The sequence below is a fragment of the Enterobacter cloacae complex sp. 394F7 genome (genome assembly GCF_057320385.1).
This window is the reverse complement of the sequence record NZ_JBXWCS010000002.1, coordinates 437,489-451,583: the sequence shown is the minus strand read 5'-3', so window position 1 is coordinate 451,583 and position 14,095 is coordinate 437,489. Positions and strand designations below refer to the sequence as shown.

The 14,095-nt window shown below is 58.7% G+C and carries 10 protein-coding genes and 1 tRNA gene; 2 read left to right on the top strand and 9 right to left on the bottom strand.

Translation table 11 applies throughout. The features are described from left to right. Positions 1-75: 75 nt before the first annotated feature. The 6 genes from AC2FAK_RS04640 to AC2FAK_RS04615 form a co-directional block, all read right to left on the bottom strand. Positions 76-151 (bottom strand) — tRNA-Asn (locus AC2FAK_RS04640). Positions 152-319: 168 nt separating this feature from the next. Then, entirely contained in the window at positions 320-2,509 is a 2,190-nt protein-coding gene (locus tag AC2FAK_RS04635) for a TonB-dependent siderophore receptor (protein WP_013097826.1), read from the bottom strand. A gap of 26 nt (positions 2,510-2,535) precedes the next feature. Further along, positions 2,536-3,861, bottom strand: a complete 1,326-nt coding sequence (locus AC2FAK_RS04630; protein WP_058660564.1) for a lysine N(6)-hydroxylase/L-ornithine N(5)-oxygenase family protein — start codon at positions 3,859-3,861, stop codon at positions 2,536-2,538. Beyond that, entirely contained in the window at positions 3,858-5,600 is a 1,743-nt protein-coding gene (iucC, locus tag AC2FAK_RS04625; RefSeq protein WP_095454587.1) for an IucA/IucC family protein, read from the bottom strand. Before iucC ends, AC2FAK_RS04630 begins: the two co-directional genes overlap by 4 nt. Further along, positions 5,597-6,544: a GNAT family N-acetyltransferase gene (locus AC2FAK_RS04620; RefSeq protein WP_045903257.1), complete on the bottom strand. Its 948-nt coding sequence runs from the start codon at positions 6,542-6,544 to the stop codon at positions 5,597-5,599. Before AC2FAK_RS04620 ends, iucC begins: the two co-directional genes overlap by 4 nt. Further along, on the bottom strand, positions 6,544-8,286 hold the full coding sequence (locus AC2FAK_RS04615; RefSeq protein ID WP_095454586.1) for an IucA/IucC family protein: 1,743 nt from the start codon (positions 8,284-8,286) through the stop codon (positions 6,544-6,546). Before AC2FAK_RS04615 ends, AC2FAK_RS04620 begins: the two co-directional genes overlap by 1 nt. 138 nt (positions 8,287-8,424) lie before the next feature. Between AC2FAK_RS04615 and AC2FAK_RS04610 the strand changes: the two genes are divergently transcribed. Further along, positions 8,425-9,636 carry an MFS transporter gene (locus AC2FAK_RS04610; RefSeq protein ID WP_095454585.1) on the top strand — a complete coding sequence of 404 codons (1,212 nt, stop codon included), beginning with the start codon at positions 8,425-8,427 and terminating at the stop codon, positions 9,634-9,636. Here AC2FAK_RS04610 and mtfA read toward each other — a convergent pair. Then, positions 9,633-10,430, bottom strand: coding sequence for a DgsA anti-repressor MtfA (mtfA, locus tag AC2FAK_RS04605; protein WP_029881844.1), 798 nt, complete (start codon positions 10,428-10,430; stop codon positions 9,633-9,635). The two genes, AC2FAK_RS04610 and mtfA, sit on opposite strands and share 4 nt — an antisense overlap. A 384-nt stretch (positions 10,431-10,814) precedes the next feature. Here mtfA and psrA point away from each other — a divergent pair, with 384 nt between their 5' ends. Then, positions 10,815-11,717 (top strand): L-proline-binding transcription factor PsrA, encoded by a 903-nt coding sequence (gene psrA, locus AC2FAK_RS04600; RefSeq protein ID WP_095452750.1) that lies wholly within the window; start codon positions 10,815-10,817, stop codon positions 11,715-11,717. Here psrA and AC2FAK_RS04595 read toward each other — a convergent pair. Then, the gene (locus tag AC2FAK_RS04595; RefSeq protein ID WP_095454584.1) at positions 11,689-12,480 is read right to left on the bottom strand and encodes a substrate-binding domain-containing protein; all 792 of its coding nucleotides are present in this window, start codon (positions 12,478-12,480) and stop codon (positions 11,689-11,691) included. The genes psrA and AC2FAK_RS04595 overlap by 29 nt on opposite strands. A 1-nt stretch (position 12,481) precedes the next feature. Then, a complete protein-coding gene (gene tcuC / locus AC2FAK_RS04590) occupies positions 12,482-13,780 on the bottom strand; it encodes an MFS transporter (RefSeq protein WP_095454583.1) in 1,299 nt (432 codons plus the stop codon). Positions 13,781-14,095 lie beyond the last annotated feature (315 nt).

Sequence of the window (14,095 nt, the reverse complement as noted above, 5' to 3'; positions counted from 1 at the left end):
GCGAAGCCACCACCCGGCAAATTTTCCGAACGCACAAAAGCAAAAAGCCTGCTTCAAAAGCAGGCTTTTTAAATTTGGCTCCTCTGACTGGACTCGAACCAGTGACATACGGATTAACAGTCCGCCGTTCTACCGACTGAACTACAGAGGAATCGTGTGAACGAGGCGCATAGTAGCGACCTCGGTTCGCCTTGTCAAAGGGTGAAAACACCCTTTTTGATCGTTTGCCGACAATTTCAGCAAATCGCTGATTTTATAGCAGATTTGCGGCGAAATTACACAGCAGGATGCGCCGCCCGCGGGCAGGCGGCGCAGCTGTTTAGAACAGCACGGAGTAGTTCAGACCAAACGTGCGGCCACGGCCTTTATAGGTATACAGACCCGGTGCGCCATACGTTGGGCTATACAGCCCCGGTGCGCGCTGTCCCCAGGCGGTGGTGTAGTCTTTGTCCAGCACGTTTTCCACGCTGAAGCTCACTTTACCCACCGGCAGGGCGTAGCTGCCCAGGAAATCTACCGTGTTATAGCCATCGATCTTCTTACCGTCGGCATCAGAGACGTCAAAGGTCTGGGTACTCTGCACGCGCAGGGTCCAGTCGCCCGGCGCCCAGTTGACCCAGGCGCTGGCTTTCGACGGGCTGGCACTGTCTACCGTCAGCTTCTCCCATTTACCGTTTTCACGGGTTTCAGACTTAATGGCGTTAAAGTTCGCGCCGGTGCTCCAGTCGCTGTCGGTGAAGAAATAGTCCACCTGACCTTCCACCCCGTAGATACGACGCTTATCGTCTTCCAGGTTGATGGTCATATCGGTTTTGTTGATGGTGATGGTTTTATCCGAGAGCGAGTAGTACGCCGCAACCTGCGTGCGCAGGTTATCGCCGGTGTAGCGCCAGCCCAGCTCGTAAGCGTTAACTTTAATGCCGTCCAGCGTCGAGTCGTTAACGTTCACGCTATTCAGCAGGCGATAGTGCCCGTCGACAAGCTGATAGGTGCCGGAGCCGTAGTACTTCGCCAGGTCCGGAATTTCAAAGCCCTGAGAGAAGTTAAACCACAGCTGCTGCTGTTCGGTCAGGCGGCCAAGGATACCGGCGTTAAACAGGAAGTTGTTGTAATCGGTTTTCCCGCCCGGCACCGCGTCTGCTGAGGTGGCTTTCCCGGTGGCGATGGCCTGCTGCTGGGCGTAGCCAACAAAATCATCCACCTTGTTTTCAGTGTACTGGTAACGCACGCCGCCGCTCAGGGTGATGGCGTCAATGTCGTAGCTCGCCTGCAGGAACGGGGCGAGGTTGGTAATGCTGTAACCCGGATAACGCCCCACGTTGTACGCATTGTCCAGCTTCATGCCGCCGCTCGCTGCCGCTTTACTCAGGTCGAAGAACTGCTGGTTGGCATCGAAGGTTTCATGGTCGGCGTCCACACCCCAGGTGAGCGTCAAATCATCCACCGGCTTGCTGTTCAGCGTCAGCTTACCGCCGTAAAAATCGGTTTTCTGCTGGGAGGCACCGATGCTGGTCACCGTCCCTTTGCTCAGGGTCGGGAACGGGTAGTAGGTCAGGCTCTCGTCACGATAGTAGATCTGCGCGACCAGGTCCTGACCCCAGAAATCGGTATTAGAGTACTGCAGGTTAATCAGATGGCGCTCGGTACCGGGAATACGGTCAGAATCCAGGTTGTTTTTGTTATACGCGGTGGCATCACCCGTAACCGCCGAGAAATTCTTCCCGAGGTACAGGCCATGCTTGCCATCGGATTCGCTCTTGTAGTACTGGGTGGTTAACTGCAACTGCTGATGATCGTCAATATTGATGGTGCCAGTGCCCATCACATCAATACGGTCCGAATACTGTAAGCCGGTCTGGGTGTTATCGATAATCACCTCGTCGCCGTTGCCGTCATACCAGCCGCCGTAACGCTGATAAGAAACGGACAGGCGACCAGACGCATTATCATTGCCGCCGCTGACCGCCGCCGACACGTTCTCATCGTGGTCGTTGTGGCTGTTAAACCCGCTTTTTGCCCCGGTCTGGAATTCGACTTCCGTCTCCGGCTGACCTTTTTTGGTGACGATGTTCACCAGGCCGCCGGTACTGCCGCCGCCGTACAGTGAAGTAGCGCCGGAAATCACTTCGATACGGTCGATGTTGAACGGATCTATAGAGTCAAGCTGACGGCTGTCGCTGCGGGAGGAGTTCAGACGCACGCCGTCCACCATCACCATCATTGAACGACCGCGCAGGTTCATGCCGTAGTTGGTGCGCCCCTGGCTGCTGACGTCCATGCCCGGGATCAGCTGCGCCAGCACGTCTTTAATCTCTTTCCCGCCCTGAACCTGCTGCTCAATTTCCGCACGCTCAATAACCCAGGTGGTCTGCGCCATCTCCGCCACGCTGCGGTGTGCGCGGCTGGCGGAGACAACGATATTTTCTTCCTTTTGTTCTTCTGCCCACGCAGAGGTCGAAAGCATGGCAAGCAAGCACGGATTTAAAACCCAAAGATGAGAACGTTTCATTGTTATGTTGATCCTGATTGTGTGTGTCAGTACTCGGTGGTCTGTGCTAATGATTTAAAAACCTGGCTGTTATCCGTGCTGGTGGTGCTACGCCAGTGGATCACGCCGGGGGTAGTAGCCAGCTCAAACGGCTCGTCGTCGTGCGCGCGATTGAGAATTCGCGCGGCGCGCCAGGCCATCAGGCTGAGCTGGGGTTCGGCAATACCGAGACGGTGCATCCCGGCATTCACGGCAAACAGGCGGTTGCTCTGCGGGCCGTCCCATTCAAGGGTGAAATCGTTGTTGATGTGAAAAGCTTCGTCGGCATCCAGGTGCAGACGATGAGAGAGTGGCGCCAGAAACGCAGGCGGCGCGGCGCGGTAGCCCGTGGCAAAGATCACCACGTCGCTCTCCAGCTGTTCACGGCCACCGTCGAGGTGATGCTGTAGCGTCAGGCGTTGCCCGTTTTGCAGCCGCGTGAGTGCGGTTACCGAGCGGGACGGCATCAGGTGCGCCCAGGGTTTTTCACGCAGCACTTCAAAGCGGTGGTACATGGCGCGGTAAATCGCCAGCAGGGACTCGGTGGTGATACCGTCAGAGGTCATCTTCTGCTCGTGCAGCATCTGCCGACGGGCCTCTTCACCAAGTGTGGAAAAGCTGTCCACGTACTCCGGCGTGAAATACTCGTTGGCAAATGCGGCCTCATCCAGGGCGTTGTAGTTGTTGCGGCGCGACACCCAGTTCAGGCTCAGCGGCTGACCCCACTCCCCGCGGAAGATATTCAAAAACAGATCGGCACCGCTCTGGCCGCCGCCAACGACGGTCACCCGTTTGCCCGCCAAATCTGGCGTGCGCAGCATCATCTCGCTGGCATGGAAGCAGCTGTCATCCTGTGCGGTCACGCAGTCGGGGAGGTTGATCTGTTTGCCAATCCCCACACAGACGTGGCGCGCCAGGAAGCGATCGCGCTGGGTTACTACCTCAAACAGGCCCTTTTTCTCATCAAAACTCACCTGCTGTACCTGCTGGCTGAAGGCGAGGTTGGTGAGGTTTTCCGCCGCCCAGCTCAGGTAATCAGCAAACTCCTCGCGGGAGACGGTGCGCTGCTCGGTGGTCAGAAAACGGTAGAACTTTTTACGCTGTACCAGGTAGTTCAGAAAGCTGTGGCGGTTGGTCGGCTCCACGGCGCTGACCAGATCCTTCAGGAAGCTGGTTTGCATGTGGCAGTCCGGCACCATCATCCCCGGGTGCCAGGAGAAATGCGGCTTACGTTCAAGAAACAGTGAACTGAATCCGTCGAGCCCCTCTGCAAGGGCAGCGATGCTGAGGTTAAACGGGCCAATACCAATGCCGATGAAATCATACGTTTTCATTGCGCTGACTCCTGGGAGACCAGAAAAAGGGGGTTATCGAGATTGCAGACGTAGTTCGGCAGCATGCGGCTGCCACCGTCGTGTTCGGAGAAGGTGAGTTTGACCGGGTTGAGGATCACGCGAATGATCTGCGGCTTAAACAGGTCGAACTTCGCGAAGCGCCCGGCAAGATCCGGATGTGCGGCCATATAACGGCGTAAAACCTGCGCCAGGATCTGGTAGAAGCGGGTTTCGCTGACGCCGCTTTGCTGCGTGAGACGCGAGATAAAACGCAGCACCGTCACGAAGTTGCCGGTTTGCAGGTCATGGATGATGTACTCCGCGCTCAGGCGCGCCGTGACGGCTTTCACCTGTTGCGGCAGGCTTTCCGCCTGCGGGAAATCTTCATCAACCAGCCGCATATCACCCTGGAAATCCTTCAGCAGAATGCGCTGTGGCACGTAGTCTTTCATCACCAGCGTCACGTTCTGGCCGTGGGCGATGAGCGCCACGCCGTAGCGGCAGAGCAGGTGATAGAACGGGATCACCGTGGCATCGAACAGTTTTTCCAGCCAGGCTTCGGCAGTTAATCCCGAATGCGCAATCCACGCGTCAATCAGCGGGCGTCCGGCGTTGTCGGTCTCCATCAGCGCCGCCATCAGTACCGCCTGCTCGCCGTCCTGCAAATAGCAGGACGGGTTTTCGCGCCAGATCACACCCAGCATCTCCTGATAGCGATAGGGCGCTTTCGGTAATGCGGCGTAACCGGTATGCGCCAGATATCCGGCGGCGGGTTCGCCAAGCACCTGCGCGCCAGAGCGGGTGAGGGTGGCGTCGCTGGCGAACTGCTGCTGTAACCAGCGCGAGGCCAGCGGCCCGGCGGCAATGTACTTGCCCGGAATGCCGCGATAGCAGGAGGTGTTGTAGATGGTCAGCGGCAGCTTGATGTCATACGGCGCGCGGCGGCTGGCGTTGGTCAGCGTGCGCAGGGACTGTTGGGCCAGATACTCATCGCCAAATTCCCCCAGCTCTACCATCTCACCGCGCGCGAGCTGGGACAGGAAATGGACGGCAATTTTTTGCTGCCACTGCCACGGGTGCAACGGCACCGGCAGCCAGCTGTCGTCAAGCTTCAGCGCCTGCCAGCGGGCGTCAAAGCGCGCGCGCTCGGCACTGTCCATGGTGCTGGCCAGCAGGGAGTTGATATCGCAATCGACATCGCTGCTCCAGACCAGATGCTCGCGCTGCACGGCAACCCAGTGCAGGCGAAAACGGCCACGGTATTCCGGCGCGTACTGGCGCAGCGCCTCCAGCCCCCAGCCGCGGCGTCCTTTGTTAAAAATGAACTTGGGATGGCCGCTCATCAGACACTGGAGTTCGTCCGGGTCGAGATTAATGAGCGCGTCGGCATCGAGCGTCTCTCGCGCCTGCAGCAGCTGCATGTCGCCCCGCAGCGTGGCGTAAAGATCTTCCAGATGCTCTGCCGTTTGTGCGTCGCTCATCTCCAGCACCGTCGCCAGCTGCAGAAACGCGCTTTCCGCTTCCACGGCGGCTCCGCTGGCGGTGGTCAGACTGGCGGGATCGATATGTAACCAGCCCCAGATGCCGCGCGTGGCGCGAAACTGCCATGTTTCGCTGCCCATGGTGATTTGCCAGCGGTTAGCAGCCAGCGGTTCGGCGCTCAGGGTACGTTCGTATTCCAGCTCGGCGAGGATCTTCGCCACCATCTCGCGGTTCACTTTTTGCCAGAGTGCGTTCACAGTCCCACCTCGCTGAAGAAGCGGTGACGCTCGCTCATGATGAGGCGCGAACGTTTATGCGGGAAGTCGAACTCTTTAACGGTGTCGAAACCGGCGGAAGCCAGATGACGGAACAGGCGCTGGTTGTCGAAACGCGGCTCAGCGACAATGCGCGTCGTGCGCGGTTCATCCAGCCACAGATAGTGGCTCAGACCGCGCAGCCAGCTACGGATATACTGCGCGCCGCGCCAGTTCTCTTCGCCAACCAGCATATGCAGCCCACGGTCAAACGGCTGCCAGCGATAGTGGCGTCCGATACGGTCTTCTGCGGCCCAGTAGAGCTCAAAATAGCCGAACGGCTGATCGTCAAAGCAGCCGATAACCGGGTAGCAGTACGTCGAGTCGAGCTGACGGCGCAGGTAGTTTTCCTGCTCTTCCTGAGGACCGGCCATCTCCCAGAACGCATTAACGCGCGGGTTGTTCATCCACTGGGTAAAACGCTCGCCGTCCAGCACCACGTCGGCCACGCGGAAGCTCAGGGTGCGTTTAATTTGTGCATCGTAACGGCGATAAACTTCCCCTTGCGGACGGTGAGGGCGCAGCGGGAAGTAAAGCTGACGGCTCTCATCGAACTGCATGCCACCGCTGGCCTGCGGACGCTCCCCCTGCAGCCACAGCGGCAGCTGCCAGAAGGTCTCACGGGCCAGATAATCGCCACTGGCAAGGGCGAATAACGCCTGCGCCTGCGGTTCATCCTGCCAGGCTGCCCACGGCAACGTGATGCCGGTCAGTGCCGGTGCGGCGACAAACAGCTGATCCAGCGCCTCGACCAGCCAGCCGTCCGGGATATCGCGCAGGCGCTCCAGCACCGCGCTGCCGTCGAGGCCTAATGTCAGCGGCAGGGACGTGTCCGTTGCGGTGCAACGAAAGCCGTAGCCGGAATGGACGATATTCGCGTTAGCCATCACGCCTTCTCCTTGTAAAACGGGTTGCTAAAGTCGAAATAGATCACTGCCGGATCGGCAATCGTGTTTTCGTTGCGATCGTGCAGGTAGCAGAAAAAGTTGCCTTTGCAGTTCCAGGTCGGGCTGTCCAGCACGTAGTCAAGGCAGCGGGTCTGCTTCGCGGTCTGGCGCAGGCTGGCCAGCGCGTCACGCACTCGTAACATCAGGCTCTCTTCGCTGTCGAAACCTGCGGCAGCGAGGGCGGCGGTGACGGCGAGTGTGGAGTTCAGCAGCAGGTAATAGGGGAAGTAGCGCAGCAGCTGGCTCTCGCCGAAGCGGTTTTCCACCTCGCTTTCACCTGCCTCTTTCAGCCACGCGTCGGCCCCTTCGGTCCAGGCGCTGCCCTGGCAGTCACGGTAGATAAGCCCGACCGGGAAGTCCTGCTGCATCTCCACAAGAATGTTTTGCTGATGTGCCAGCAGGACCAGACCGTAATCGGCTTCGGCGCTGAACAGCGGAAGGAGAACGCGGTCGCAATAGGCGTCCAGCCAGCAACGCGCGGCCTGGGCAAGGGGGAGATCCAGACGCTGGCTCAGACGGCGGACCGCAGCCGCCAGCAGGCTGTCACCTCCGTCCGGCGCGGCCTGCGTCAGGCTCACCAGCACGTTGGTTTGCGTATCCGGCGTATCAAACAGCAGGTTCACGCGCAGCGCCATCAGGCTCTCTTCCTGAATGACGCCGCTTTCGTCACGCAGACCCGCCCAGCCGTCTTCCTGCATCACGCGCATGGTGGGGTAGCGCGCCTGGAGCTCCTGCCAGCGCGCCGTCTTCGCCAGACGTGCCAGACGCATCCCGCGCTTAACCTCTTTCACCGACAGCGTGCGCACGGAGTTGGTCAGGCGCACGCTCAGGGAAAACTTAATCATGTCGCTGTTGGTTTCGCAGTACAGCGAGCGGGAGGAGCTGGTGGGCAGCCACTGCGCGCCCGCTTCGCCCAGATCCTGCAAGGCTCCCTTCGCCACCAGTCGCTGGCACCAGTCCTGACCGAGCAGGTACTCCGCCTGCCACGGGTGCATCGGCAGCAGCCAGCGGGTGTCGGTGAAATGACCGAGCAGTTCAGGGGCGCTCTGGGCCGCGAAGCGCAGCAGACGTTCACGCAGGGAGACGTTCAGACTCTCGCCAGCGATCAGTTCACTCTCAACCGCAAACCAGCGCAGCGGAAAGCGGGAGGCGAAATCGGGCAAATAGCGGCGGGCTTCGGTTTCGTTAAACGGCTCGTGTGACTTCGGGGCCGGATGGAATGCGTGGCCGACCAGCAGCGCCTGTTCCGCCTCGGCGAACGTCAGCGGCGTGTCGCGCAGGTTTGCCCAGCGGTGACGCAAGTCGATCGCCTGCCAGGTATGGGCATGGCTTTCAAGGGCGCGCTGCTTAAAACGCGTCAGCGTATCGGCATCCAGTGAGCCTTTTACATCGGGTTTTTCAAGAATTAAATCAATCAGTTGAGGGAAAGTGACGGCGTCACTACGGTCGCTGTCGGTCTGGATGAGCATTGCCGGGAAGCGATACTGATGATGCTGGGTTGGGGAGAAATAGTGTACTGAAACCCGGATGGCCTGGGTTTGCGAGAGCGGGATATGGATCTGCGATAGCTCATCCGCAGCGGTAGCGGGGAGATAGCGCCAGTCCTTCGTTTCGCGCAACAGGGCATTTAAAAAACACTGGGCCGCAACGTCTGTACCGGCAGAGCGGGGCAGAGTACGCATAGATGTACCTCATTCCATGACTGATAATAATTCTCGTTATGATATTCATTCTGTTTACAGTCGCAACTATTTTTGCAATATTTGTTTTCATAAACTTCATGATTTCCACACATTTATTGACACTATGTTCACAATTCTATGCGCTCACTTTCCGACACTCTGACCGACAATCTCGCCCCGAAAGCGAACTGGCCCCTGGCATTGTGTGCCGGTTTACTGGGGATCGGGCAAAACGGTTTGCTGGTCATGCTGCCGCAGCTGGTCACGATGACCGGGCTATCGCTCTCCGTTTGGGCGGGTCTGTTGATGTTCGGTTCGATGCTCTTTTTACCGGCTTCGCCCTGGTGGGGACGCCAGAGCGAGCGGCACGGCTGTAAAAGCGTGATGCTGGCCTCGCTGAGCGGTTATCTGGCAAGTTTCTTCGTCATGGCGCTGGTGGTCTGGGCAATGGCGAACGGGATGCTCAATGCCGCCTGGGGGCTGGCAGGGCTTATCCTCTCGCGCACCCTGTACGGCCTGACGGTCTCTGGTCTGGTGCCGGCGGCCCAGACATGGGCCATTCAGCGTGCGGGTCTTGAGAAAAGAATGGCCGCGCTGGCGACAATAAGCTCGGGCCTCAGCTGCGGGCGTCTGCTGGGGCCGCCGCTGGCAGCGCTGATGCTCAGCGTTAACCCGGTGGCACCGCTGTGGCTGATGGCTATGGCTCCGTTTATCGCCCTGCTGCTGGTGCTGCGTGAAGTGGCCGATCCGCCTTTACCGCCAGTGGCGCAACAGGCGACGCGGCTGCAGGCATCAATGCTGCCTTATCTTATGCTGGCGCTGTTGCTTGCCGCACTGGTGAGCCTGATGCAGCTTGGTCTGTCACCCCATCTCAGTCCGTTGCTGGACGGCAATGCGGCGCAAATCAGCCATCACGTTGCGCTGCTGCTGAGCCTGGCCGCGCTGGCAACGCTCGCTGCCCAATTTCTGGTGGTGCGTCCGCAGCACTTTCGCCCGATGACGTTACTTTGCCTGGCAGCGGTGTTGATGGTGGTCGGGCTTGGGGTGATGTGTCTCGCGGATGTGGCGCTGTTCTATGTGGGGATCGTCATTACCTCGCTGGGAGCGGCGATGGCAACGCCCGGCTATCAGCTGCTGCTGAACGACAGGTTAACGACAGGCAAAGGGGCGGGGGTGATCGCCACCAGCCATACCCTGGGCTACGGCCTCAGCGCGTTGCTGGTGCCGCTGGTGACGCGCGCATTCGGTGAAACGTTTTTAATCGTGGCCGCCTGGGCGATGGCGCTGCTGTTTTTAGCCTTGAGCTTAGGGGTACGGTCGGTTGAGCGTACCCCAGAAACAGGGGCCTAGTGGACGTGACGGGAAGCGGTGCTGCCGGAACCCTCACTCTGGCGCAGACGCTGCAGGGGATCCTGCTGATAAAAATGACAAAAACGTTGCCACAGGGCCGGGAAACGCGGGGCGAAAAGCTCCGGGGCGCTAAAGAAATACTCTGACAGCACCGCAAAACACTCGGCCGGATCGGTTGCCGCATAGGCATCAATGCTGGCCGCGCTTTCCCCGACAAGGTCAATCTCATCCTGGATATTTTCCATCGCCGCATGCAGGTCGTGCTCCCAACCGGCGACTTCACGCAGCGGGATCAGCGGAACACCGCTGGCGCGATCGCCGTTGCGGGTATCAAGCTTATGCGCCACTTCGTGAACAATCAGGTTAAACCCGGACGCGTCGAACGAGTCCTGTATATCCAGCCAGTTGAGGATAATGGGGCCTTGCTGCCAGCTTTGCCCGGACTGCACCACGCGCTGGTTATGCACCAGACCAATATCATCTTCCCACTCGTCATCAACGATAAACGGCGCGGGGTAGATCAGCACTTCGTGGAAGCCATCCAGCCACTCGATACCCAGTTCGAGCACTGGCAGGCAGAAAAGCAGGGCGATACGCGCGCTTTTAAGTGCATCCAGCTCAAACCCCTGCAGCGGAACCAGCCGCTTTTGCTGCAAAAAGCGATCCGCCAGTTGAATGAGCTTTGACTGTTCATCCGGCTGGAGGTTGGCCAGCACGGGGATCGCCAGCGCGTCATCCCACGGCAGCGCCACATGTTGACCAGCGTCATTTGATTTCCAGGGCCACTTAATCATCGCTGTGCTCGCAAACTCGTCACGTGTACAAAATTGAAAGGTCAGGTTCCGTTAACATGCCAAAGAACCCGGCATGAAGGCAACTATAAAACGTAGAGATGTGGGAATGGCAGGAGAGGCCAGCCCTCTGCCATTATTCAAACACTTATCCCGTTTCCTTTCAGTGACAAAAATCCCATTGAGACGATCCCCAGTGGAAAACATGGCACAACGGGTGATACAGGGCGTTTATCGACGTTTGATTTCCCCGAGCGCGTCGATCAGTTGCGCCTTCTCAACGGATATTTGCTTATTGTCCTGAAGCGGTGCTAGTACCTCTCTGATTCATAAGTCGCTATTATGAATGTTCGAGTTTCCAGAAAGCGCTAAGGATTGCCAGAATCTATGCCCGTCAATTTCGACCTCAACGATCTTTATGCCTTCAGAGCGCTGGTGGAGTACGGTAACTTCCGTATTGCCGCGGAATCTATCTGTCTTTCCCAGTCCGCCTTAAGCCGCCGTATTGAAAAGCTGGAGACCGCCGTCGGCGCGAAACTGTTCGACAGAACCACCCGGCGCGTGACGCTGACGCTCTTCGGGCAGACCTTTGCCGACCGCTGCGGGCAGCTTCTGGAAAACGTGGAGTCGATGCTGGCAGATATCGACAAGGTGAGCGAGGAGCGCACCGGGCTGATTACCGTCGCCACCGTGCCTTCGGCGGCCTGCCATTTTATGCCGGAGGTGATCCGCCAGTTTCATCGCCGCTATCCGCGCGTGCGCATCAAGCTTATCGACAGCAGCGCGGGCAATGTCATTGACGCGGTGGCCAGCGGGCAGGCGGATTTTGGTATCTGTTTTGCGAGGAGCCTGCAGCCAGATCTCACCTTTATTCCGCTGGTGGAGGATGTATACGTCGCCGCGTGTCGTCGCGATCATCCGCTGGCGGGACGCAAGAGTCTGACCTGGCAGGCGTTTTATCAGCAGGATTACATCAGCCTGGACATTACATCGGGGAACCGGAATCTGCTCGATCAGATGCTCGGCCATATTAAGCCGGAGCGCCCGGGGATCTGCGAGACGCGCCACGTCACCACGATGCTGGGAATGGTAGAGGCGGGGATTGGCATTGCTGCCGTCCCCGCCATGTCAATGCCGCACTCTGAGCACTCCTTCCTGACGCATATTCCGCTGACCGACCCCGAGGTCAAACGCACTGTCGGGCTGATCCGGCGCAGCGGGCGTATTCAGTCGTGGATTGCCGCTGAGCTGGAAACACTCATTACTGCGCGTTATCGCGCGGCGGAGTGACGGGGATCATCCCGGTGGCGGTGATGGTCTCCTGCGCGTTTGCTGATGCGAGGTAATCCAGCAGCGCTTTACCTTCGGAAGGATGCTCCGCGTGAGCGGTGACCGCGCCGGCAAAACGGGTGATGTACTGCAGGTTATCCGGCAGTTTGCCGACAAAGGTTACGCCGGGCACGGGTAACAGCTCGCTGACCTGCTGGAAACCCACGGCGTATTTCCCTTTTGCCACCTCAGAGGCGACCGGGATGCGCTCCACCTTATGCGCTTTGCCCTCTACCTGTGCTTCAATCCCCAGCTTTTTGAAGAGCTCTGTTTGCACATACCGGCCGCTGGCGCTGTCGGAATAGGCGATGGTGGTGGCCTTAAGCAGAGTCTGTTTGAGCGCGCTATCGGTCGCGATATCCGGTACCGGCGAGCCGGCTTTCACCACCACGCCGATGGGCGAATCCGCCAGTTCAACGCGCGAGCCTTCTTTGACCATCCGGTCATTCGCCAGGTGCGCCAGTGCATCACCCACCATAATCACCACGTCTGCTTTTTCACCGCGCGCCAGTCGGTTGGGGATCGCCTGCGGCGTCTGTCCCATCGACGGCCCCGGGATCAGCACGATATGGTCGCCCGTCCGGGCTTCATACTGGGGGGCGAGTTTTTCCAGCGCGGCCTTAAAACCGCCTGAAATCATGACCGTCACCTCCTGGGCCAGCGCACCTGCGCTGGTCGCCAGTATTACCAGCCCGGTCAGGCCTGAACGTACAAATGTGCGCATATTATCCTCTCTGTACTTGCAGACTCATCGCGCTGCGACGGTAGAGATAAAGCGTTGCCAGCAACGCGCAGATCGCCGCGAAGCTCATCCAGTAGCCCGGGGAGGCTTTATCGCCGGTGTACTCAATCAGGGCCGTTGAAATGACCGGTGTAAACCCGCCGAAGATCGCGGTAGCAAGGCTATACGCCAGTGAGAAACCGGCAACACGCACTTCAACCGGCATGATCTCCGTCAGCGCCGGGATCATCGCGCCGTTATAGAGGCCATAGAGGAAGGAGAGCCACAGCAATACGCTCAGCATCATGGAGAAGCTCGGTGCCTGCGCCAGCAGCGTCAGGGCCGGATAGCTGGTTGCCAGCGCCAGCAGCGTCATGGCAACCAGCACCGGTTTACGGCCGAAGCGGTCCGACAGGGCACCGCCCACCGGCAGCCAGATAAAGTTGGAGATGGCCACCAGCAGCGTCACCAGCAGGCTGTCGGAGGCGCTGAGCATTAACACTTTTTTGCCGAAGGTAGGCGCATAGACGGTGATCAGGTAGAACGCGGTGGTGGTCATGGCGACCATCAGCATGCCCGCGACCACAACCGGCCAGTTCGCCAGCAGGGTGGTAAAGACCTGACGCATCGCCAGCGTGTGACGGCGGGTGCGGAACTCCTCGGTCTCTTCCAGCTTGCGGCGCAGGAAGAAGATAAACGGCACAATCAGACAGCCGAACAGGAATGGGATCCGCCAGCCCCATTCACGGATGGCGCTCTCTTCCAGCATTGCGTTTAGCGCAAAGCCCATTGCGGCGGCCACCATAATCGCCACCTGCTGACTGCCGGATTGCCAGCTGGTAAAGAAGCCTTTGCGGCCCGGCGTGGCAATTTCAGCCAGATAGACCGACACGCCGCCAAGCTCCGCCCCGGCGGAAAAGCCCTGCAGCAAGCGTCCCACCAGCACCAGCAGCGGTGCCCACAGGCCGATGCTCTCATAAGAGGGGATCAGCACAATCAGGAAGGTGCCGGCCGCCATAATCGACAGGGTGGTGATCAACCCTTTACGACGTCCGGCCTTGTCGATGTAAGCCCCGAGGACAATCGCGCCGATGGGGCGCATTAAGAAGCCTGCGCCAAAGACGGCGAAGGTCATCATCAGCGACGCAAATTCACTGCTCGCCGGGAAGAAGGTATGCGCGATGTAGGTGGCATAGAACCCGAACAGGAAGAAGTCGAATTGCTCAAGGAAATTGCCCGAGGTGACGCGAAGTATCGCGCCCGCTCGTGCGCGAACGGTTGCAGGTGGGGTTGAGGAAATCATGGTCGTCTCCAGTTTATTATTGACGTGTTGTCCGTCTGTTTTTGAAAACTGGCGCATTAAACGGAAATTAATAAGCGCAAATCACGCATGAACTGATGCGTGCTGCGCATCAATGACTGGACGTTGACCAGGATTTACCTATCCAACAATAACTTAACAATTCATTGATTTTTCATTCACCATAATTTGCTAAGTGGCTGATATCGCTATTTTGTGATATCGCGCAGAAGGGAAGAATAGCTGCTGCTCTTGTCGGGTGGCGCTTCGCTTACCCGACCTACGAATTTTGTAGGCCTGTGCAAGCGTAGCGCCGCC

Coding starts and splice junctions, on each gene's coding strand:
- tcuC (WP_095454583.1), bottom strand. CDS start 13,780: ATGATTTCCTCAACCCCACCTGCAACCGTTCGCGCACGAGCGGGCGCG.
- psrA (WP_095452750.1), top strand. CDS start 10,815: ATGCCCGTCAATTTCGACCTCAACGATCTTTATGCCTTCAGAGCGCTG.
- mtfA (WP_029881844.1), bottom strand. CDS start 10,430: ATGATTAAGTGGCCCTGGAAATCAAATGACGCTGGTCAACATGTGGCG.
- AC2FAK_RS04615 (WP_095454586.1), bottom strand. CDS start 8,286: ATGCGTACTCTGCCCCGCTCTGCCGGTACAGACGTTGCGGCCCAGTGT.
- AC2FAK_RS04595 (WP_095454584.1), bottom strand. CDS start 12,480: ATGCGCACATTTGTACGTTCAGGCCTGACCGGGCTGGTAATACTGGCG.
- AC2FAK_RS04610 (WP_095454585.1), top strand. CDS start 8,425: ATGCGCTCACTTTCCGACACTCTGACCGACAATCTCGCCCCGAAAGCG.
- AC2FAK_RS04620 (WP_045903257.1), bottom strand. CDS start 6,544: ATGGCTAACGCGAATATCGTCCATTCCGGCTACGGCTTTCGTTGCACC.
- AC2FAK_RS04635 (WP_013097826.1), bottom strand. CDS start 2,509: ATGAAACGTTCTCATCTTTGGGTTTTAAATCCGTGCTTGCTTGCCATG.
- AC2FAK_RS04630 (WP_058660564.1), bottom strand. CDS start 3,861: ATGAAAACGTATGATTTCATCGGCATTGGTATTGGCCCGTTTAACCTC.